The organism is Candidatus Magnetominusculus xianensis, from assembly GCA_001541255.1.
Lineage (GTDB): Bacteria > Nitrospirota > Thermodesulfovibrionia > Thermodesulfovibrionales > Magnetobacteriaceae > Magnetominusculus > Magnetominusculus xianensis.
The window spans coordinates 1-15,928 of record LNQR01000100.1; the positions used below are offsets into that span (position 1 = coordinate 1).

A 15,928-nucleotide genomic window follows, 5' to 3' on the forward strand; every position below is an offset into this window, starting at 1 on the left:
ATACCTCCTTTCTCTCGAACGTTAGTATAGCCTCTCTTTAGGACATTTCTACTTTGGCACTTTAGGACATTATCATTTTGGCGGAACAGCTTTTTTGGCAATGGGGCGGGGCTGTCTGTCCAGTTATAATTCTCTTTTTTTCAAATGTATAAGTCTGTCAGAGACGTAACTTACCAGCTCCTCAAGCCCCTGGTGAGCTGCAGCTGAGACCGCGAAAAAAGGCATACCACGTTCAGCACAGTATTGTCTTAATGTATCCAGCCGCTGCCCATCGCCTGCGATATCAAGTTTTGTGCCTACGACGACTTGTTCTTTAGAGACAAGTGCCTCATCGTAAAAACCAAGTTCCCGATTTATTAACTCAAGAATATCGACAGGGCAGTCTTCAATATGTTCAGAGATGTCTACCAGATGAAGCAGCAGCGAGGTTCTCTCAGCATGGCGCAGGAACTGTAGTCCAAGCCCTGCCCCATCGTGCGCCCCTTCGATGATTCCCGGTATGTCGGCCACTGTAAAACTCATATAATCTCTCAGCTTCACAACGCCAAGGTTGGGCACAAGAGTGGTAAATGGATATGGTCCAATTTTTGGCCTTGCTGCAGAGATTGCAGCAATCAGTGTGGACTTACCGGCATTGGGCATCCCAATAAGTCCGGCGTCTGCTATTAGCTTTAACTCGAGGACAAGGCGGGATTCTTCGCCGTCCTCGCCGGGCTGGGCAAACTTCGGCGCCTGATATGTTGAGCTTTTAAAGTGGGCATTGCCCTTGCCCCCCCTTCCCCCTTTTAATACAACGGCCTCGGCAGAATCTGTGGTAAGGTCTGCAATGACCTCCCCAGTGTCAGCATTTTTAATAACCGTACCGGTGGGAACCTTAATTATGAGGTCTTCGCCGTCTGCGCCGTGCATGTTACTGCCCTTGCCGTGACCGCCGTTTCTACCCTTATAGTGTCTCTTATATCTATGGTCAAGGAGGGTATTTAACTGTATGTCGGCCTTGAAGACTATATCTGCGCCCTTGCCGCCGTCACCGCCGTCCGGGCCGCCCTTTGGTTTGTATTTTTCCCTGAGAAAGCTGATACATCCCCTTCCGCCATGACCGGCCTTCGCATAAATAGTCACATAGTCAACGAACTTCATAGTGTAGTCATTGTTTGTGATGAGTTATTATAAAAACGGGGAGTATGACACCCCCCGTTAATACATAATTTAAGTCTCAGGCTTGAACCGCTAGGGGATATACGCTTATTTTCTGTCTTGTTTTGTCCTTTCTCTCAAACTTAACTACGCCGTCGATTTTTGAGAACAACGTATCGTCTGACCCTATGCCGACATTTGAACCGGGGTGAAACTGAGTCCCGCGCTGCCTGACAAGAATGCTGCCTGCGGTGACGGCCTGACCGCCGTATCTCTTAATACCCAGACGTTTTGCCTTGCTGTCTCTTCCGTTTCTTGTGCTTCCAACACCTTTTTTGTGTGCCACGGTCTAACCTCCGATTATCTCTTCAATCTTTATCTTTGTATATGGCTGCCTGTGGACGATGTGCTTTCTGTGGGCCTTTCGGGGTTTCATCTTAAACACCTCGACTTTCTTGTCTCTGCCGCCACTGACCAGCAGGGCCTTTACCTGTGCCCCTTCCACGTATGGTTTGCCTACTGATAACTTTTCATCTTTATAAAGCAACAGTACCTTATCAATTGTGATAGAGTCGCCGTCGTTGCCAGCAATCTTTTCTACCTTGAGAATCTCGTTGCTTGTAACCCTGTGCTGCTTGCCGCCCATTTCTATTATCGCGTACATCGTGTACTGGCCTCCTTAACGTGATTAAGCTCTCATTAAATCATACTAGAACTTATATGAAAGCATAAATTATATCTATTTGTCAAATTACATTTCTATTTCGGCTTGACACAAATTTAATTGTTCTTGTTTTATGCTGAACCGATACGGTACAATATATTGCAGGGGGTGAGGTATGTCACAATATTACAGTGAGTTATGAGAAGTTTTATTTACACAATATATAGTCTTTTGCTTGCTTTATGGGTGGGTGGAATGTTTATGTTTTCCATTATAGTAACACCTGTTATTTTTAAAAATAACACCAGAGATGCAGCAGGTTCTATCGTGGGTTATTTATTTCCTGTGTATTTTCCCTTTGTTGTTGGTGTTTCTGCCTTATCTCTCTTGTCATACCTCTTAACTCTGTCATGGCCCTTGATGCGATTACAAACAATTATACTATGCCTGCTTGTTTCAGCTTTTATATTCAGCATGTTAAACTTTACAGTCATTCATCCGCAAGTTAAGAAAGTGAAAGCAAAAGTTCATTCCTTCGATAAATCTATGCCAGATACCGTCGATGAGGGTTTACTACGAAAGAAATTTAAAAGACTTCACCAGATTTCTGTACTCCTCAATCTGATTATCCTCGCCGATGGTATAGCATTGATAGTTATATCGCAAAGGTTTTGAGTAACGATTTGAGGCTTCATAAATGAGTGAGATAGACAAAATAAATGAATCTGAGTGGGAGAACCAGGACAATTGGACATCACCCGGCTTCTATTTTTCAAAGAAGGACACAAGATGGTTAGTTCCAAAGCGAACCCCTGCGTTGGGTTGGACTTTTAACTTAGGGAATACGAAAGGTGCATGGGCGATGCTCCTTTCATTCCTGATACCGATGCTTGTGATACCGATGCTTATTATTAGGAGTGATTGTCTTTGGCACTGCAGGGCATTAGCTGGATGTCAAAATGTGAGGGGTTATTTTAAACGCTTACTAATATGTTATAATAAGTTTGCAGAGACTGACTAAGCAAATGGAGGTAGACATGACGAGGGAAATGAGCAGAGGACTGTATTTGGCAATTAAAGAGTTACACAACCAGGAGTATTCTGCCCATACTATTCATCAAATAATCTATGGACTGAAGGATTCTTTAGGTATAACTTCTGCGGTGCTTGTAGAAAAGAACCGAACCAACGACTACCTCGAAATAAAAAACAGGTACAACATCTCAGAACAGTTTTCGCGGACTTATAGACGAGGCATTGGTACAGATTTAGTAGGGAGGATATTCTACCATGACGAGCTTGCTGTTGTAATCAAAGGAGAAAGTGAAAGCGATTACAAGGACATTTTCCTTGAGCACGACTATGAGATGGCTGTAGTGTTGAGGATTTCTACTGAAAGCCGTGCAATAGGCTTCTTAGCCTTGTACTTTGATAAAAAAGAAGAAATTACAGATGAACTAAGTATGTTTCTTATCGCAATGGCAACGGTATGTTCCGAAGCAATACGAAAGGAAGTGATGGATAATTGCATGAAAGAAACACGCACTATTGATCCTCATACAGGCCTTTTGTATTATCTCTACTTTCACAATAGATTAAAAGATGAGGCCACTAAGAGTAAAAGAATGCAGATTCCGCTTACTGTAGCAATAATGGACATGGATAATTTCAAAGATGTGATGAGTGTTTATGGTATTGAGACGGCAAATAACCTATATAAGGAGCTTGCCGCAGAGCTGCGTAGCTGCATAAGGGGTATAGATGTTGTTGGACGCTACGGTACAGATGAGTTTATCTTGTACATGCCTAACACCTCATTAGAAAATGCTGAAATGGTACTAACCCGTTTCGTTAATGGTTTAGGGACTAAGGATTTCACATCCCATCACTTGCATACTTCACTTTCAATTGGTATTACGACACTGCATCATGATGAGTCATTGGAGGAATTACTCAATAAGGCACAGCGTGCATTGTATAAGGCAAAGTTGACAAAAGATAAAATATCAAAATGTGATGAATAGCAGATATCATTGGCATGAAAAAACAAAGGAGGGGTCTGATGATGTCTAAGCGAAAATTTGTGCTGACGCTCACTTTAGCCTTTTTAACACTACCCGCTGCTGTTTTGTACGCTGAAAATCCTGCGATAACTATATCTATTACTGATAGAGGACTGACGGCTACAGGAGCAGTCATAGGAATCAGTTTAGCAGCATTCGGCTCTTCTATCGCTCAGGCTATTGGTTTATTTGCCGCATGTAACAGTATCGCAAGGAACCCTCAGGTATGTCAGAAAATAACTTCTACATTAATCGTAGGTCTTGCTATGATTGAATCACTGTGCATTTACGCCTTCTTGTTATGCTTAGGGCTTCTGGTAAGCCAGAAGATGTTCTTCTGAATATAACTTGAAATAACTTGAAATAAACGGTGGCGAGGGGATACATTCAACGGCAGTAAACATTACTCCAGCTTACACGCTGAACCATAAACCGACAAACCCAATATTTTGTGTATCAAGCAAATGCCTATAAACCCGCTGGCAATAGGTATTACAGTTATAGCCCCCTGCCAACTCTTAAAATACACGCCTATTGCTATCAAAAGAGTTCCCAGTATAATCCTGCTAATAAGTACGTAAGTGTGAAGACAACAACTTTTTATAAAAGTCTTGTGCTGTGGTTTAAAACTATGTGTACCTTTAGTAATGATGCTGTCGGCTTCCTCTTTGTTTACCATGTTTACCATTGCCTGAACCCTCCTCTTGCCTGTTCACAGTTTGCACCATAGCCCTCCCTCTCATTTATATTATAAATGGAAGCAACTATTTTATCAAGTGATATTTTTTTCCGGTGATGACACTCTCCGTTTGGCAGCATGACATTTGGGCTTTCAAAACTCTCTGCTAGCTGAGTTATGGGCAGACCCTACTTAGTCTCCTGGTCAGGATTTGACCACAGGACATAGAGGATTTGGCCGTTTCTCCCCTGGATTTTATACCCTTCTATACCTTTTTTTAGCACCATGCGGGTAATCACCGGCTCATCCAGACACTTAAATTTTTCTATCAGCATCGCATATGCATAGTATGAGAGCTTCTTAGTGAATGCCCCCCCGTTTTTTGGATTATTGATAAATCCCGTATAGTCGTAATAGCTGAAGTTTCCAGCGAACTTGTTATGGTCGTAGATGTTTGTCCAGAGAACCTTTTTCACGCCCGCAGATATGGCGCTAAGATATCTGGTGATGAGGTCAGCGGCCTGTCTTCGTTCTGAAAAGCCGGTTTCATAGGGATTGTGTGAGCCGCTTGGGTAGCTTGTCTCACCTATCCAAATGGGTACGTCTTCGTAGCCGTAGCTCTTTAGAAGCCTTGCTGATTTGTCGAATTCTGCCTTTATCTTCTCAGGCTCCATCTCTGGTCCTTTATAGACATTTAATGTACCAAAGGGATGCCACATGTCAAAGATGTCAAACGCCTTTGCCGTCTTCATTATGACCAGGTTGTCCAGCACCTCTTTGTAGTATGAGCGTTCGGGGTTTACGTACCCGGCGGTTATTATCTTACAATCAGGGCAGACAGTCTTGATGGTTTTATACGTGGCAGACAGGGCAAGGGCATAGTCCCTGGGGTCAAACTTATAGTCGGCCTCTGTCTCGACGAAGAAGTATTTTACCTTTGGGAGCTTGGTAATAGCGGCCTTTAAGAACTCTGTGTAGTCTTTTACGTCTTTGTCTGTAAACGTAAGCCTGCCGAGGCCACCGGCCTGTGGGTTGGAGGCTGATGGAGAAGAACCGGGGTGAATTGTGGTGATGACATTTAGCCCCTTTGCAGAGGCATCGTCGTAGAGGGATTTCAACTGGTCAAGATAAGCGTCACCAGAGGCAAAGTCCTTGCCACCGGACTTATAGACCATGTAGTTCAACCCCGTTGCACCCAAAAATCTTATCCACCTAAGGCCAAGTTCCTGTGAGTACCGGCCCGCGTATTTTTGCGAGTTCCTGTCAAGGAGGACTTCTATTTCCGGCGAGATAAGGACAAATGGCGAATTGGCAGCGTTTGGCGTACAACTCGCCTCTGAGAGCGGCTCGATGTAAAGCGGTGTGTCTGTGAATTCAAGTTCGACTACACCGTTTTTTACGTCGGCTGTACGGGCATTAAACGCCGTTGAAAAGCCTGCCACAGTGCGACCGCTTTGTGAGGCGGGGAGGCCTTCTGTTATTTTTACTTTTTCTGTGTTTGGCGCTATTTGTAATTCAACATTTTTTTTATTCATCTGAGTTTTTGGCGTAGCGTGTTTAGTGCCGCTTTCGAGTTTTTCAAGATCGCCAAAGACACGGTCAACAATGGCGGCGGCCTTCTTAGGGTCTTCGTTGATATATGCCCTTATGACAGTGGCAGTCTCGGCGGGGTAGATTTTTTGGGAGTCAGGGTTTGTTTTCTTGAGCGCTGCCGCCCAGCCGTTAAGAACAGAGGCGCGGGACTGCACATTGTGTTCGTTAGTCGGTGTGGACTTTACCTCGCTGCGGACGGCCTTAATGGTCTGCGCGTCAATGTGTGGCGCTGCAGCAGGGACTGAGCTGTGGGCTATTGGCGGCTGGTTGAGCTGGTCTGGGCGCGTATCTGATTTCATTTCCGGTCTCATTTCTGGGCGCGGCTGCGGCGCGGCGGTTAGTTCTGCTTTGCCGAAGTGCTGCTCAAGGTCGGCATATGCCTTGTCTATTATCTTAAATGCCTGCTGGGGATTGGTCTTGGCAGTCTCTTCTATTTTTAGGGCACGTTCCTTATCAACGGCCTTGCTTACGTCAATACCCTTTTCAAAGAGAAGCCTCTGCCACTGAAAAAAAATGACCAGCCGCTCGTTTAGATTTGAGGCATTTGTTGCGGTATTTTTCACGTCGTTTCTGACCCTTTTGACAGCCGAAAGCAGGTCTTCCTGGGCATACGCTGTGTTAAGGGAAATAATTACAGACAATGCCAAAGACAACAACAGTCTCACCACCTGCTCTTTGCCCTCATAACGATTGTTGGCTGAATACATTTACATAAATTATACAAAATCTCACTCTCCGGTGTCTACCTCACAATAAATGTATAGGATTTAACTTAAGATAAATGCTATGATAGTACATGGCGTTGATGAATTTATGGCTTACTAATGTGGACCGTTGCGAGAGATGTCGGCTATGAAATGTCCGGCATGTGCAAAGCCTGTTGTCTCGCCGAAGGCCTGTTCATACTGTGGTTACATATACACAGGGGATGAGGCCGTTAAACTCGATTTCTATTTCGATATCAAAGGCAATCTACAAAACCTTATCGACGCAAATAACCAAATAGGCCAAAGCATAGAGCGCCTTGGTAAGAAGCTAAACAAGTTCGCTGACGTGATAGACCATGACCTTGCGCATGATTATAGGCCGCAGGTACCTAAACCTACACCGGCTATTACGCCTGATGCTCACACAGAGCAGCCCCCTAAGCCTGACCCCAAACATGATCAAATATCTACATTGCGCCCTAAGATGCCGGAGATGGAGGTTCGCCTCGGTCAGAAGTGGCTATTGATTGTCGGCATCATGGCCATTGTGTTTGGCGTTGCGTATTTCCTTAAATACTCGTTCGAGCGTGGGTGGATTGGACCGGAGGGGCGCGTAGCGGTCTCCTATACAGCCGGTATTGCAATGATGGCCTTTGGGGATATATTCAGGAAAAAGGGATATAAGGTATTCGGCCTGTATTTATTTGGAGGCGGGATAGCGGTATCGTATTTTGCCGCGTTTGCCGCGTTTCAGTTGTATCACCTGTTCAGCGCGCCGGTGTCGTTTGCAGTGATGGTGATGATAACCATACTTGCCTCGTCGATGTCCATCGTGTATGATACGAAGTGGCTTTCGGTGCTTGCCCTGGTTGGGGGATTTCTCACACCGTTTTTACTCCACAGGGGAAGTGGAGACCATGTGGCGCTCTTTTCTTATATAACACTCCTCAATCTTGGTCTGCTTAGTGTGGCCTTCTACAAGCGGTGGCACCTCCTAAATGTACTTGGTTTTATATTTACTTATCTGGCGTTTAGTATTTGGTTTATTTTCGGATTCAATATGGAGAAATTTTGGCCGGGTTTAATATTTATAAATATATTTTTTCTCATATACAGCCTGATTCCTTTTGTTTATGGTCTATTCCATGCTGAGACAGGCAAGCTGAAGGGGTTTGCCCTGACTGCACCCAATGCCCTTATTGCCTTTGCTTACAGTTACCATATGATACATAGATACGGGGCGGCGGAATTGACGTCTATCGTTACACTGCTGTACTCGGTAGTGTTTCTCTGGATGGCGTCATACTTGTACAAGAAGGGCAAGGCAGGTGAGAGCGCCTTTGTGCTGCTCATAGCAGAGGCGGCATTATTTTTGTCCATAACAGTGCCGATATTGTTTTCCAGGCACTGGATTACGATATTTTGGGCGGTTCAGGGGCTTGCCTACCTGTGGATAAGCGTAAAACTCGCCCGTAAGTCCCTGCTTTACGGTGCGTTTGCGGTACTGGGGCTTTCGTTATTCAAGTTCCTGTTTTACGACTATCACCGTGTGTTCAAGGTCGAACTTGACACATTTTTCATATTAAATGGATTCACGTGGATGCTTGCGCAACGCTGGATTACGTCAGTGTTTTTACTGGCCGCAGTGTATGTGTTTGCCTCGATATTGAGGAAAAACGCCAGCGCTCCACCAGTCAATTCACTGCATAGGCTTGTGAGAAGTGCCGTGTATGTCATATTTGGCTGTCTGCTTTTTATCGTGTTAAATGTCGAGACCGGGGCATTTTTCTATACATATCTGAGGGCGGCGCAGTTTGCAGCCTTATCAGTGTTGTATGCCGTTTTTTCTGTTTCTCTTATGTGTGTCGGGTTTATAAAGAATTCCAGACCGGTAAGAAATACTGCGTTTGTACTTTTTGGCATAACGGTCGTAAAGGTGTTTGCGTTTGATATGTCTAACGTCAGCACGCCGTACAGGATATTTTCATCCATTGTGCTTGGCCTGATACTTGTGGGGACATCATTTGCCTACCATAAGTATAAAGACAGGATATTCGCCGCAATTGTGACAAAAGATGACGCCGGTACCCTCAGCACACAAGGCGATGCTGAAAAAACACCTGATGGAGGTGTTCCCAGATGAAAAAGCTGCTAATCATTTTCGCCGTCATTTTAACCGCCATTCTAAACATGGGACAAGATGTCAGCGCGGCCCCTGATAAGGCCCTCCAGTACATTGCCCCCATTGCCGGTACACTAAAAAAGGGAACTCTCTACAGGGTACACCTGACGACTGAAATCTTGCAAAAATGCGCCCAAAACTGTAAAGACCTCCGCCTAATTGAATCTGTGGGCACTGGCGAAGTCCCATATATAATCCTCAATGATATCTCACCCGGGCAGCCCGTAGAAACTTATACGCTTAAAATAACCGATTACTCCGTCAAGGGTACCTCTGTAGAGATAACTATGAAGATGCCGGATGCCGCAAAGCCCATAACCGCTATAAAAGTCAGCACCGAGGCCCGTGATTTTCAGAAAAATGCCGTCCTCTATGGCAGCACAGACCAAAAACACTGGCAGGTACTAACCGAGGACAGCCTCTATGATTTCTCCTCACAGGTTGACCTTAGAAAGACCTCCATTCACTTCAAGAGGGCTGACTTTCCCTACTACCGCTTAAAGCTGTCTGAACCCAACGAGCAGCAGAAAAAAATCAACCTCACCTACGAGGGGCTTAATCTCACTGTCAACGAAGATACTGTTAAAAAACTTAAGATAAACTCTGTAACCGCCCTAACCACCACCACGCCGGATATTACAACCGTATATGATAACATCACCTTCACTGGATTCAAGGCACAGACAACTAAGAACACGGTCATAACCATCGAGGCCGCGCTGCCATTTAACAGGATATACTTCAATGTGACCAATCCATACTATAATCGCAGGGTAATGGTCAGTGGAAGCGGCGCTGAGAACCAGTTCATACCGCTTGTCGGCTATTTAAACATCTATGCCTACCCTGCATATCAAACCAAAAACTTTATTGAGTTCAAATCGGAAAGGCATCAACACTACCGGATTGAGATAGAAAACCGCAACAATCCGCCGCTTGATATTAAGGATATTACGTTTCAATGGGTAAGGAAATACTTATTTTTCGTGGCCCTGAATGACGGTGTGCCTGTGAATATGTACATAGGAAACCCGTCAGCCGTGAGACCGGACTATGACCTGTCTTCCTTCATAAGCCAGGAAAGCTGGTATAAGATTCAATATGAAACGCTCAAGGCTGGCACTCTGATGCCTAATCCTGCCTTTGTGCAGTCGTTAAGTAACCAGCAAATCGGGAAGACTGCCCTGAGAATCGTTGTTATTTTGCTGGTGGTGCTGGCTGGATACTGGATATACCGTCTGACAACCGCACCCGGCAGATCAAAAATTGATTAACGATTATTTTTTCTAAGAATCGATGAGATATTTTTAAAAAGCAGGGCGTTTTCTCTGTGGCTCTTTACGGCTATTCTCAGGTACTTGCCGCTTAAGCCGTGGAAGTTTGAGCAGTCTCTGAGGAGAATCCCCCGCTTTCTCAGCTCTTCATAGAGAAGCGGCGCTCTTTCGTCTTTTACCAGATAAAAATTTATATTAGAGGGAAAGAAGTTAATCTCAAGTTTTCGCAGCATTTTTTCCATGTAGACCTTTTCCTTCTTCAGATACTTAAATGTCTCCGCCTCGTATGCCCTGTCGTTAAGAGCGGCAACCCCAGCCCTCTGTGCAAGCGTGTTTACCGACCAGGGTTCTTTGTTAGCGGTAAGGGCAGATGAGAGTTCATCGTGAAAGAACAATGCCCCAAGTCTCAGGCCAGAGATGGCGTAGAACTTTGTCAGCGACCTCAGCACCAGTAGGCGCGGGTTATTACATACTTCAGCCCCAACGGTCTCCTGCGGCACAAAATCTAAGAATGCCTCGTCTATGACAATATAACAGTTCGCAAGTTCAGCATGCCTTACTATAGACAACACAGCATCTGTGCTTAGTACATGTCCGGTTGGGGTGTTGGGATTGCTGACAAAGGCAATGTCAGCATCTATCATCTGCTCAATGAAGGCTTCGATATTTAATTGAAAATCGTCTTTTTCTTCGATTGGAAACAATGTTATTGCCTTTACGCCATTTACCGACAATGCCCTTTCGTACTCTGAGAATGCCGGTACAGCGATGAGCGCCTTTGCTGGTTTGACAGCCCGTGCGATAAGATATATCAGTTCAGTACTTCCATTGCCGCACAATATATTTTTGTCCGGCACCCCTGATTTTTTTGATATGTGGCGGCGCAGTAGTGTGCAATTTGGGTCAGGGTAGCCGGGCAGCAATTTCAGGGTTTTTCTGATAGCGGCCTTCACCTTTTTAGATGTGCCAAGCGGGTTTACCGACGCGCTGAAATCCAGTATCTTTCTTTCATGAGTCCGAAGGTCAGTGGCAAGGCTGTAAACATCCCCCCCGTGACCCGGAGCGGACTGCCCGGCGGCATGGTGCGCATTCTTTAACACTTCTGAAGAAAGGCTATGCCTTGCCTACTGCACGAAGCATTTCGTTATATACCTTATAAAACATATTGTTGGCCGTGACTGATTTTTTTAGAACCTGCTTGAATTCCCTCATGTCGGCCTCGTTTATCACGACATTGGCGCTCTCTGAGTAGGCTTTCATATTGTCATTGGTGGTGTAACTTGCCCCGGCAAGGACAACAAATATCTTTCTTCTTGCCGACATGGGCATTGACTGGATGAACTCGAGGACTTCGTTGCTTTCTGGGTTGCCGCCTCCAAAATTTGCATGGAGATATATTATATCAAACTGGTTATGTTTCACCCTTTCATATGCATCATCTGGAGATTCTGCTGTCTGAACTTTATAGCCAAGGTCGTCCAGTGACTCTGCTGCTTCTTCCTGCCTGTCCTTGCTGTCATCGCAGATCAATGCGGTCTTTTCATCTATGTTTTCATTTGTATCGGCTGGCATTTCCCGGCCTCCTGTCTATTTTTTAGCCTTTTTTGCATAGTCTTTATCTATGCTCAGGCCCTCGATGTCTGTAGTCTTTTCACCCTTGGAGCTTTTTACCATATCCAGCCCCCTGCCTACGATAGCCTTCCTTGTTGAATAGGCAAGCGCGGTCTCTTCGTTTATCAGCCCTGCCTTGTAGAGGTTTATTATGGACTTGTCAAAGGTTTGCATCCCGTAGTTGTCACCAGAGTCAATGATTTCATAATAAGTCTTCCCCTCCGACTCACCGTTTGTCACAGTGTCCTTAACACGCAGATTGGTCTTTAATATCTCAATAGCGGCAACCCTTCCGCCTCCGACTTTGGGCAGAAGCCTCTGGCTCACTATCCATCTGACTGTATCTGAAAGCCGATGACGAAGCAGCACCTCTTCGTCCTTGTCGAACATGCCGATTATCCTGTTAATCGTCTGACCGGCATCGATTGTATGCAAGGTGGCAAGGACAAGATGACCGGTTTCTGCTGCCGAAAGGCCAATTTCCACAGTCTCTCGGTCTCTCATTTCACCAACAAGGATGACCTTTGGCGCCTGCCTCAGGGCTGCCCTCAGCCCGCTTGCAAAGGTGTCGAAATCAACCCCCATTTCCCTCTGGTTAAATGTAGACTTCTTGTGCGGGTGCATGTACTCAACAGGGTCCTCAAGCGTTAAGACGTGAACGGCCTTTTGTTCGTTGATGAGATTTAGTACCGCTGCAAGTGTCGATGACTTACCGCTTCCGGTTGCGCCGGTGACAAGGACGAGACCGTTTTTCTCTTCGGCAATCATACCTAGCACCTTTGGGACTCTCAGGTCGGCAAGGGTAGGGATGCGGGTCTCGAGTTTTCTTAAGACGATGGAATATGTGCCGCGCTGCGAGAAAACATTTACTCTGAATCTGGCCTTTCCCGGCAGGGCATATGATAGATCGCAAGAGCCTTGCCTTGTCAGATTTTCCAGTAGTCTCCTGTCTGAGTTGATAAGATGCAGGGCAAAGACCTCGGTCTGAAATGGAGTCAGTGATTTCAACGACTGGTCTTCAAACTCTACAGGCATGAGCTGCCCGGCTGCCTCTACCTGCGGCGGTTTACCGACTGTCAGGTTCAGGTCAGATACATTGGCTGCACTTTCAAGCATTGTGGATAATATCGAATCAATATCGTTTTTTGTCACAGTTCTATCTCCTCAAATCTCTTTAAACAGGTCATATAAGTCAGACTAAAAATCAGGCGGCGGTTCCTTAAGAAATGGGATAAAGCGCTTCTTATCGATGGCCTTTTCGTATGATTCCTCTGGTGACACCCAGCCCTTTTGCAGTAAGTCCAAAATAGCGTCATCAAGGGTCTGCATACCGAGCTTTTTTCCTGTCTGCATTACCGAGGCAAGCTGCGGGGTCTTGGCCTCTCTAATAAGGTTGGCAGCGGCATAGGTTATGATAAGTATTTCAAGCACCGCTACCCTACCTTTTTTATCTATTCTTCTAAAGAGATTCTGTGCAACAACCCCTTTTAGTGCCTCTGACAGTGTGGTGCGTATTTGTGCCTGCTGATTTGCTGGAAACACATCTACTACCCTGTCTACGGTCTTTGTAGCGCTTTGCGTATGAAGGGTTCCAAAGACAAGATGTCCGGTTGAGGCAGCCTCAAGGGCCAGTTGAATCGTCTCAAGGTCTCTCATTTCTCCAACGAGTATTATATCGGGGTCTTCACGAAGCGCCCCTCTGAGGGCAGCCGCAAAGGACTTTGTATGAAGGCCGACCTCACGGTGGTTGACTATGCAGCTCTGACTTTTATGGACAAATTCTATGGGGTCTTCGATTGTGAGGATGTGGTCTTTACGTATCTTATTTGCGTAGTCGATTATTGCCGCAAGGGTTGTCGATTTACCGCTGCCGGTTGGGCCGGTAACGAGGACAAGGCCTTTTTGCAGTGTTGCAAACTTCTTACATACAGATGGGATATTAAGGTCCTCAATAGTTGCAATCTTGCTTGGGATTAACCTGAAAACCGAACCTACACCCCATTTCTGCTGAAAAAAGTTAGCCCTGTATCTGCCAAGCCCAGGCACCTCATAGGCAAAGTCAATGTCTCCCGATTCCTCATAAACCTTTATTTTTTCCTCGGGCGCTATCTCATAGAGCATGGACTTCAGCTCGTCGTTATCCAGTTCTTTATACTTTACGCGCTCCATCTCACCGCGAATACGTAAAATTGGCTGTGACCCAGCAACCATGTGCAAGTCTGAAGCGCCTTGTTCGTTCATTAATTTAAAAAACGCATCTATCTTCGCCACATTAACCCTCCCCTAACTAATTTGTAAATTATTACGGAACGAACCATTCAGAAGGAAGTTTAGCAAACTATAATAGATTTTGTCAAATGCAGTAACCGTTGATTGAATTCATGGGGACTTGACTAATCAGGCAGTCCTAAAGAAGTTCCGGCAAAGGTTACTTAACAATAGGCTGCCCTTTAGTTTTCTTTTATGTAAAATTGTAGCTTGAGGCCGGACACTTCAACCACATCCCCTTCATGGAGTTTATGCTGGCCTTCGATATCCCTGCCATTTACCCTTATCCCTTTGCCGCCGGTTGAAGAGCTGATTGTGTAGCCGTCTTTTTTTCTGTTTATCAGGGCGGCCACCTTGGGCGCAAAGAAACCCTTGAGCTTTATCAGTGAGTTCTGGTCTTTGCCTATTGTGCTGATTCTGTCAGTTACTTCGTATTCCTTTTTCTCTGTTGAGCCTTCAATAACGACAAACCCTCCAAGTATATCTTTTTGCTCTACCTTTCCGGCCTCGGATTTTGGCGCCTTGGCGAGTATCTCGTCCTTTAGCTTTGCGTCAATCATAATAGTTTCATCCATTAAATCCTTGTCCTTAGTTTGTTCGGCTTGTTTTTTAGGCTGTGCCTCAGAGACAAAATTAAGCGTATGTTTACCTATTATGATTACGTCAGTGTCTGTAAGGGTGCATACAGAAATCTTCTTGCCGTTTACAAAAGTCCCGTTGAGGCTGCTTAGGTCTTCTATATAAAATTGGTCCCCTTTCTTAAATATCCTTGCGTGCGCCCCGGATACCGCAAGATTGTCCACATGTATGTCGTTTGTTGCCTTTCTTCCAATGGTTATGACCTCTTTGTCAAGCGGTATTTCTTTCAGGGCAGCTTCTTTGAATTTTAGCAATATCTTAGCCATTGATTACCTCCTTATCCATTTTATGAAATCATATATAAATGAAAATATCTTTTTCTTATAAATATATGCGACAATCACCGTTATATTGTCTCGTCCGCCCTTTTTGTTTGCCAGATAAACAAGTCTCTCGCAGACGCGTTTGGGGTCAACTGATGACCTTACGGTGTGCAGGATTGCCGTATCTGGCACCATTGTATAAAGCCCGTCTGAACACAACAGTAACGCGTCTCCATCATATACGGTCATCTCCTCAACATCAACATCTATATCAGGCGTAAAGCCCAGCGACTGCGTGATAACGTTTCTCATGCCAACTTCGTGAGCCTCCTCCTTTGTCATCATGCCCTTGCGGATTTGCTCGGCAACAAGGGAGTGGTCATCGGTGAGCTGCTCTATGGTGTTGCCCCTGATGAGGTACAGCCTGCTGTCTCCTGCGTGCGCGATGCTCAACCTGTCACCGCATAAGGCGGCGGCCACTACTGTAGTTGCCATGCCGCTTAGTTTTGGGTCATCCTTTGCCGTGTTATATATATGGTCGTTAGCTTGCTTGATGGCCATAGTTATCTCGCTACTTGCGGATGTGGCTTGTCCATCATGTTGAGCTGAATTTGCGTTGTCAACATTTCTGAAATAACCTCCGATTATATCGACAGCCATCTTACTTGCTACCTCCCCGCACGCCGAACCGCCTACGCCATCTGCTACAACAAATACCCCGGCTCCCAGCTCAACGACAAAGTTGTCCTCGTTCTTTGGCCTTTTCATGCCCTTGTCCGTCTGCCCATCAGCTATTATTCTCATTTTACTTTTCATAGCTTTATCGTACCACACCACATATCATAATC

The 15,928-nt window shown here is 45.4% G+C and carries 17 protein-coding genes and 1 pseudogene; 7 read left to right on the forward strand and 11 right to left on the reverse strand.

Going from position 1 to position 15,928, the window contains the following annotated elements; all coding sequences use genetic code 11:
- Positions 1–123 precede the first annotated feature (123 nt).
- From obgE to rplU, 3 genes are all read right to left on the reverse strand, one after another.
- On the reverse strand, positions 124–1,140 hold the full coding sequence (gene obgE, locus ASN18_RS12965) for a GTPase ObgE (RefSeq protein WP_085053205.1): 1,017 nt from the start codon (positions 1,138–1,140) through the stop codon (positions 124–126).
- Positions 1,141–1,216: 76 nt separating this feature from the next.
- Positions 1,217–1,483 (reverse strand): 50S ribosomal protein L27, encoded by a 267-nt coding sequence (gene rpmA, locus ASN18_RS12970; RefSeq protein ID WP_085053206.1) that lies wholly within the window; start codon positions 1,481–1,483, stop codon positions 1,217–1,219.
- A 3-nt stretch (positions 1,484–1,486) separates the two neighbouring features.
- Positions 1,487–1,801 (reverse strand): 50S ribosomal protein L21, encoded by a 315-nt coding sequence (rplU, locus tag ASN18_RS12975; RefSeq protein WP_085053207.1) that lies wholly within the window; start codon positions 1,799–1,801, stop codon positions 1,487–1,489.
- Between the two features lie 261 nt (positions 1,802–2,062).
- On the opposite strand from rplU, the pseudogene ASN18_RS17995 reads away from it, so the two are divergent.
- From ASN18_RS17995 to ASN18_RS12995, 5 genes and pseudogenes are all read left to right on the forward strand, one after another.
- Positions 2,063–2,269, forward strand: a pseudogene (locus ASN18_RS17995) (DUF4149 domain-containing protein); the annotation flags it as partial.
- A 45-nt stretch (positions 2,270–2,314) separates the two neighbouring features.
- Entirely contained in the window at positions 2,315–2,476 is a 162-nt protein-coding gene (locus ASN18_RS17605; RefSeq protein ID WP_236861740.1) for a hypothetical protein, read from the forward strand.
- Positions 2,477–2,498: 22 nt separating this feature from the next.
- On the forward strand, positions 2,499–2,822 hold the full coding sequence (locus ASN18_RS12985; RefSeq protein ID WP_085053209.1) for a DUF5808 domain-containing protein: 324 nt from the start codon (positions 2,499–2,501) through the stop codon (positions 2,820–2,822).
- Between the two features lie 16 nt (positions 2,823–2,838).
- Positions 2,839–3,825: a GGDEF domain-containing protein gene (locus ASN18_RS12990; RefSeq protein WP_236861741.1), complete on the forward strand. Its 987-nt coding sequence runs from the start codon at positions 2,839–2,841 to the stop codon at positions 3,823–3,825.
- A gap of 38 nt (positions 3,826–3,863) precedes the next feature.
- The gene (locus tag ASN18_RS12995) at positions 3,864–4,205 is read left to right on the forward strand and encodes an ATP synthase F0 subunit C (RefSeq protein WP_236861742.1); all 342 of its coding nucleotides are present in this window, start codon (positions 3,864–3,866) and stop codon (positions 4,203–4,205) included.
- 62 nt (positions 4,206–4,267) lie between these two features.
- Here the strand turns inward: ASN18_RS12995 and ASN18_RS18085 are convergent, their stop codons facing one another.
- Together ASN18_RS18085 and ASN18_RS13005 are read right to left on the reverse strand one after the other, a co-directional pair.
- Positions 4,268–4,552, reverse strand: coding sequence for a YgaP family membrane protein (locus ASN18_RS18085; RefSeq protein ID WP_085053211.1), 285 nt, complete (start codon positions 4,550–4,552; stop codon positions 4,268–4,270).
- A gap of 179 nt (positions 4,553–4,731) precedes the next feature.
- Complete coding sequence (locus ASN18_RS13005; protein ID WP_157072991.1) at positions 4,732–6,804, reverse strand: hypothetical protein; 2,073 nt, start codon at positions 6,802–6,804, stop codon at positions 4,732–4,734.
- Positions 6,805–6,988: 184 nt separating this feature from the next.
- Between ASN18_RS13005 and ASN18_RS13010 the strand changes: the two genes are divergently transcribed.
- Both ASN18_RS13010 and ASN18_RS13015 read left to right on the forward strand, forming a co-directional pair.
- Positions 6,989–8,986, forward strand: a complete 1,998-nt coding sequence (locus tag ASN18_RS13010; RefSeq protein ID WP_236861743.1) for a DUF2339 domain-containing protein — start codon at positions 6,989–6,991, stop codon at positions 8,984–8,986.
- A complete protein-coding gene (locus ASN18_RS13015; RefSeq protein ID WP_085053214.1) occupies positions 8,983–10,299 on the forward strand; it encodes a DUF3999 family protein in 1,317 nt (438 codons plus the stop codon). Before ASN18_RS13010 ends, ASN18_RS13015 begins: the two co-directional genes overlap by 4 nt.
- On the opposite strand, the gene cobD is transcribed toward ASN18_RS13015, so the two are convergent.
- From cobD to ASN18_RS13045, 6 genes are all read right to left on the reverse strand, one after another.
- Positions 10,296–11,399, reverse strand: a complete 1,104-nt coding sequence (gene cobD, locus ASN18_RS13020) for a threonine-phosphate decarboxylase CobD (RefSeq protein WP_085053215.1) — start codon at positions 11,397–11,399, stop codon at positions 10,296–10,298. The two genes, ASN18_RS13015 and cobD, sit on opposite strands and share 4 nt — an antisense overlap.
- A gap of 13 nt (positions 11,400–11,412) precedes the next feature.
- Positions 11,413–11,871 (reverse strand): response regulator, encoded by a 459-nt coding sequence (locus ASN18_RS13025; protein WP_085053216.1) that lies wholly within the window; start codon positions 11,869–11,871, stop codon positions 11,413–11,415.
- Positions 11,872–11,886: 15 nt separating this feature from the next.
- Complete coding sequence (locus tag ASN18_RS13030; protein WP_085053217.1) at positions 11,887–13,062, reverse strand: type IV pilus twitching motility protein PilT; 1,176 nt, start codon at positions 13,060–13,062, stop codon at positions 11,887–11,889.
- A gap of 45 nt (positions 13,063–13,107) precedes the next feature.
- On the reverse strand, positions 13,108–14,181 hold the full coding sequence (locus ASN18_RS13035; protein WP_085053218.1) for a type IV pilus twitching motility protein PilT: 1,074 nt from the start codon (positions 14,179–14,181) through the stop codon (positions 13,108–13,110).
- A gap of 179 nt (positions 14,182–14,360) precedes the next feature.
- Complete coding sequence (locus ASN18_RS13040; protein WP_085053219.1) at positions 14,361–15,083, reverse strand: FHA domain-containing protein; 723 nt, start codon at positions 15,081–15,083, stop codon at positions 14,361–14,363.
- A 3-nt stretch (positions 15,084–15,086) separates the two neighbouring features.
- The gene (locus tag ASN18_RS13045) at positions 15,087–15,896 is read right to left on the reverse strand and encodes a Stp1/IreP family PP2C-type Ser/Thr phosphatase (RefSeq protein WP_157072993.1); all 810 of its coding nucleotides are present in this window, start codon (positions 15,894–15,896) and stop codon (positions 15,087–15,089) included.
- Positions 15,897–15,928 lie beyond the last annotated feature (32 nt).

What these genes read in the sequence shown, in the direction of transcription:
- rplU (WP_085053207.1), bottom strand. Translation starts at nt 1,801, where the DNA reads ATGTACGCGATAATAGAAATGGGCGGCAAGCAGCACAGGGTTACAAGC.
- ASN18_RS13040 (WP_085053219.1), bottom strand. Translation starts at nt 15,083, where the DNA reads ATGGCTAAGATATTGCTAAAATTCAAAGAAGCTGCCCTGAAAGAAATA.
- ASN18_RS13015 (WP_085053214.1), top strand. Translation starts at nt 8,983, where the DNA reads ATGAAAAAGCTGCTAATCATTTTCGCCGTCATTTTAACCGCCATTCTA.
- ASN18_RS12990 (WP_236861741.1), top strand. Translation starts at nt 2,839, where the DNA reads ATGACGAGGGAAATGAGCAGAGGACTGTATTTGGCAATTAAAGAGTTA.
- obgE (WP_085053205.1), bottom strand. Translation starts at nt 1,140, where the DNA reads ATGAAGTTCGTTGACTATGTGACTATTTATGCGAAGGCCGGTCATGGC.
- ASN18_RS12995 (WP_236861742.1), top strand. Translation starts at nt 3,864, where the DNA reads ATGATGTCTAAGCGAAAATTTGTGCTGACGCTCACTTTAGCCTTTTTA.
- ASN18_RS13025 (WP_085053216.1), bottom strand. Translation starts at nt 11,871, where the DNA reads ATGCCAGCCGATACAAATGAAAACATAGATGAAAAGACCGCATTGATC.
- ASN18_RS13010 (WP_236861743.1), top strand. Translation starts at nt 6,989, where the DNA reads ATGAAATGTCCGGCATGTGCAAAGCCTGTTGTCTCGCCGAAGGCCTGT.
- ASN18_RS12985 (WP_085053209.1), top strand. Translation starts at nt 2,499, where the DNA reads ATGAGTGAGATAGACAAAATAAATGAATCTGAGTGGGAGAACCAGGAC.
- ASN18_RS18085 (WP_085053211.1), bottom strand. Translation starts at nt 4,552, where the DNA reads ATGGTAAACATGGTAAACAAAGAGGAAGCCGACAGCATCATTACTAAA.
- ASN18_RS13045 (WP_157072993.1), bottom strand. Translation starts at nt 15,896, where the DNA reads ATGAAAAGTAAAATGAGAATAATAGCTGATGGGCAGACGGACAAGGGC.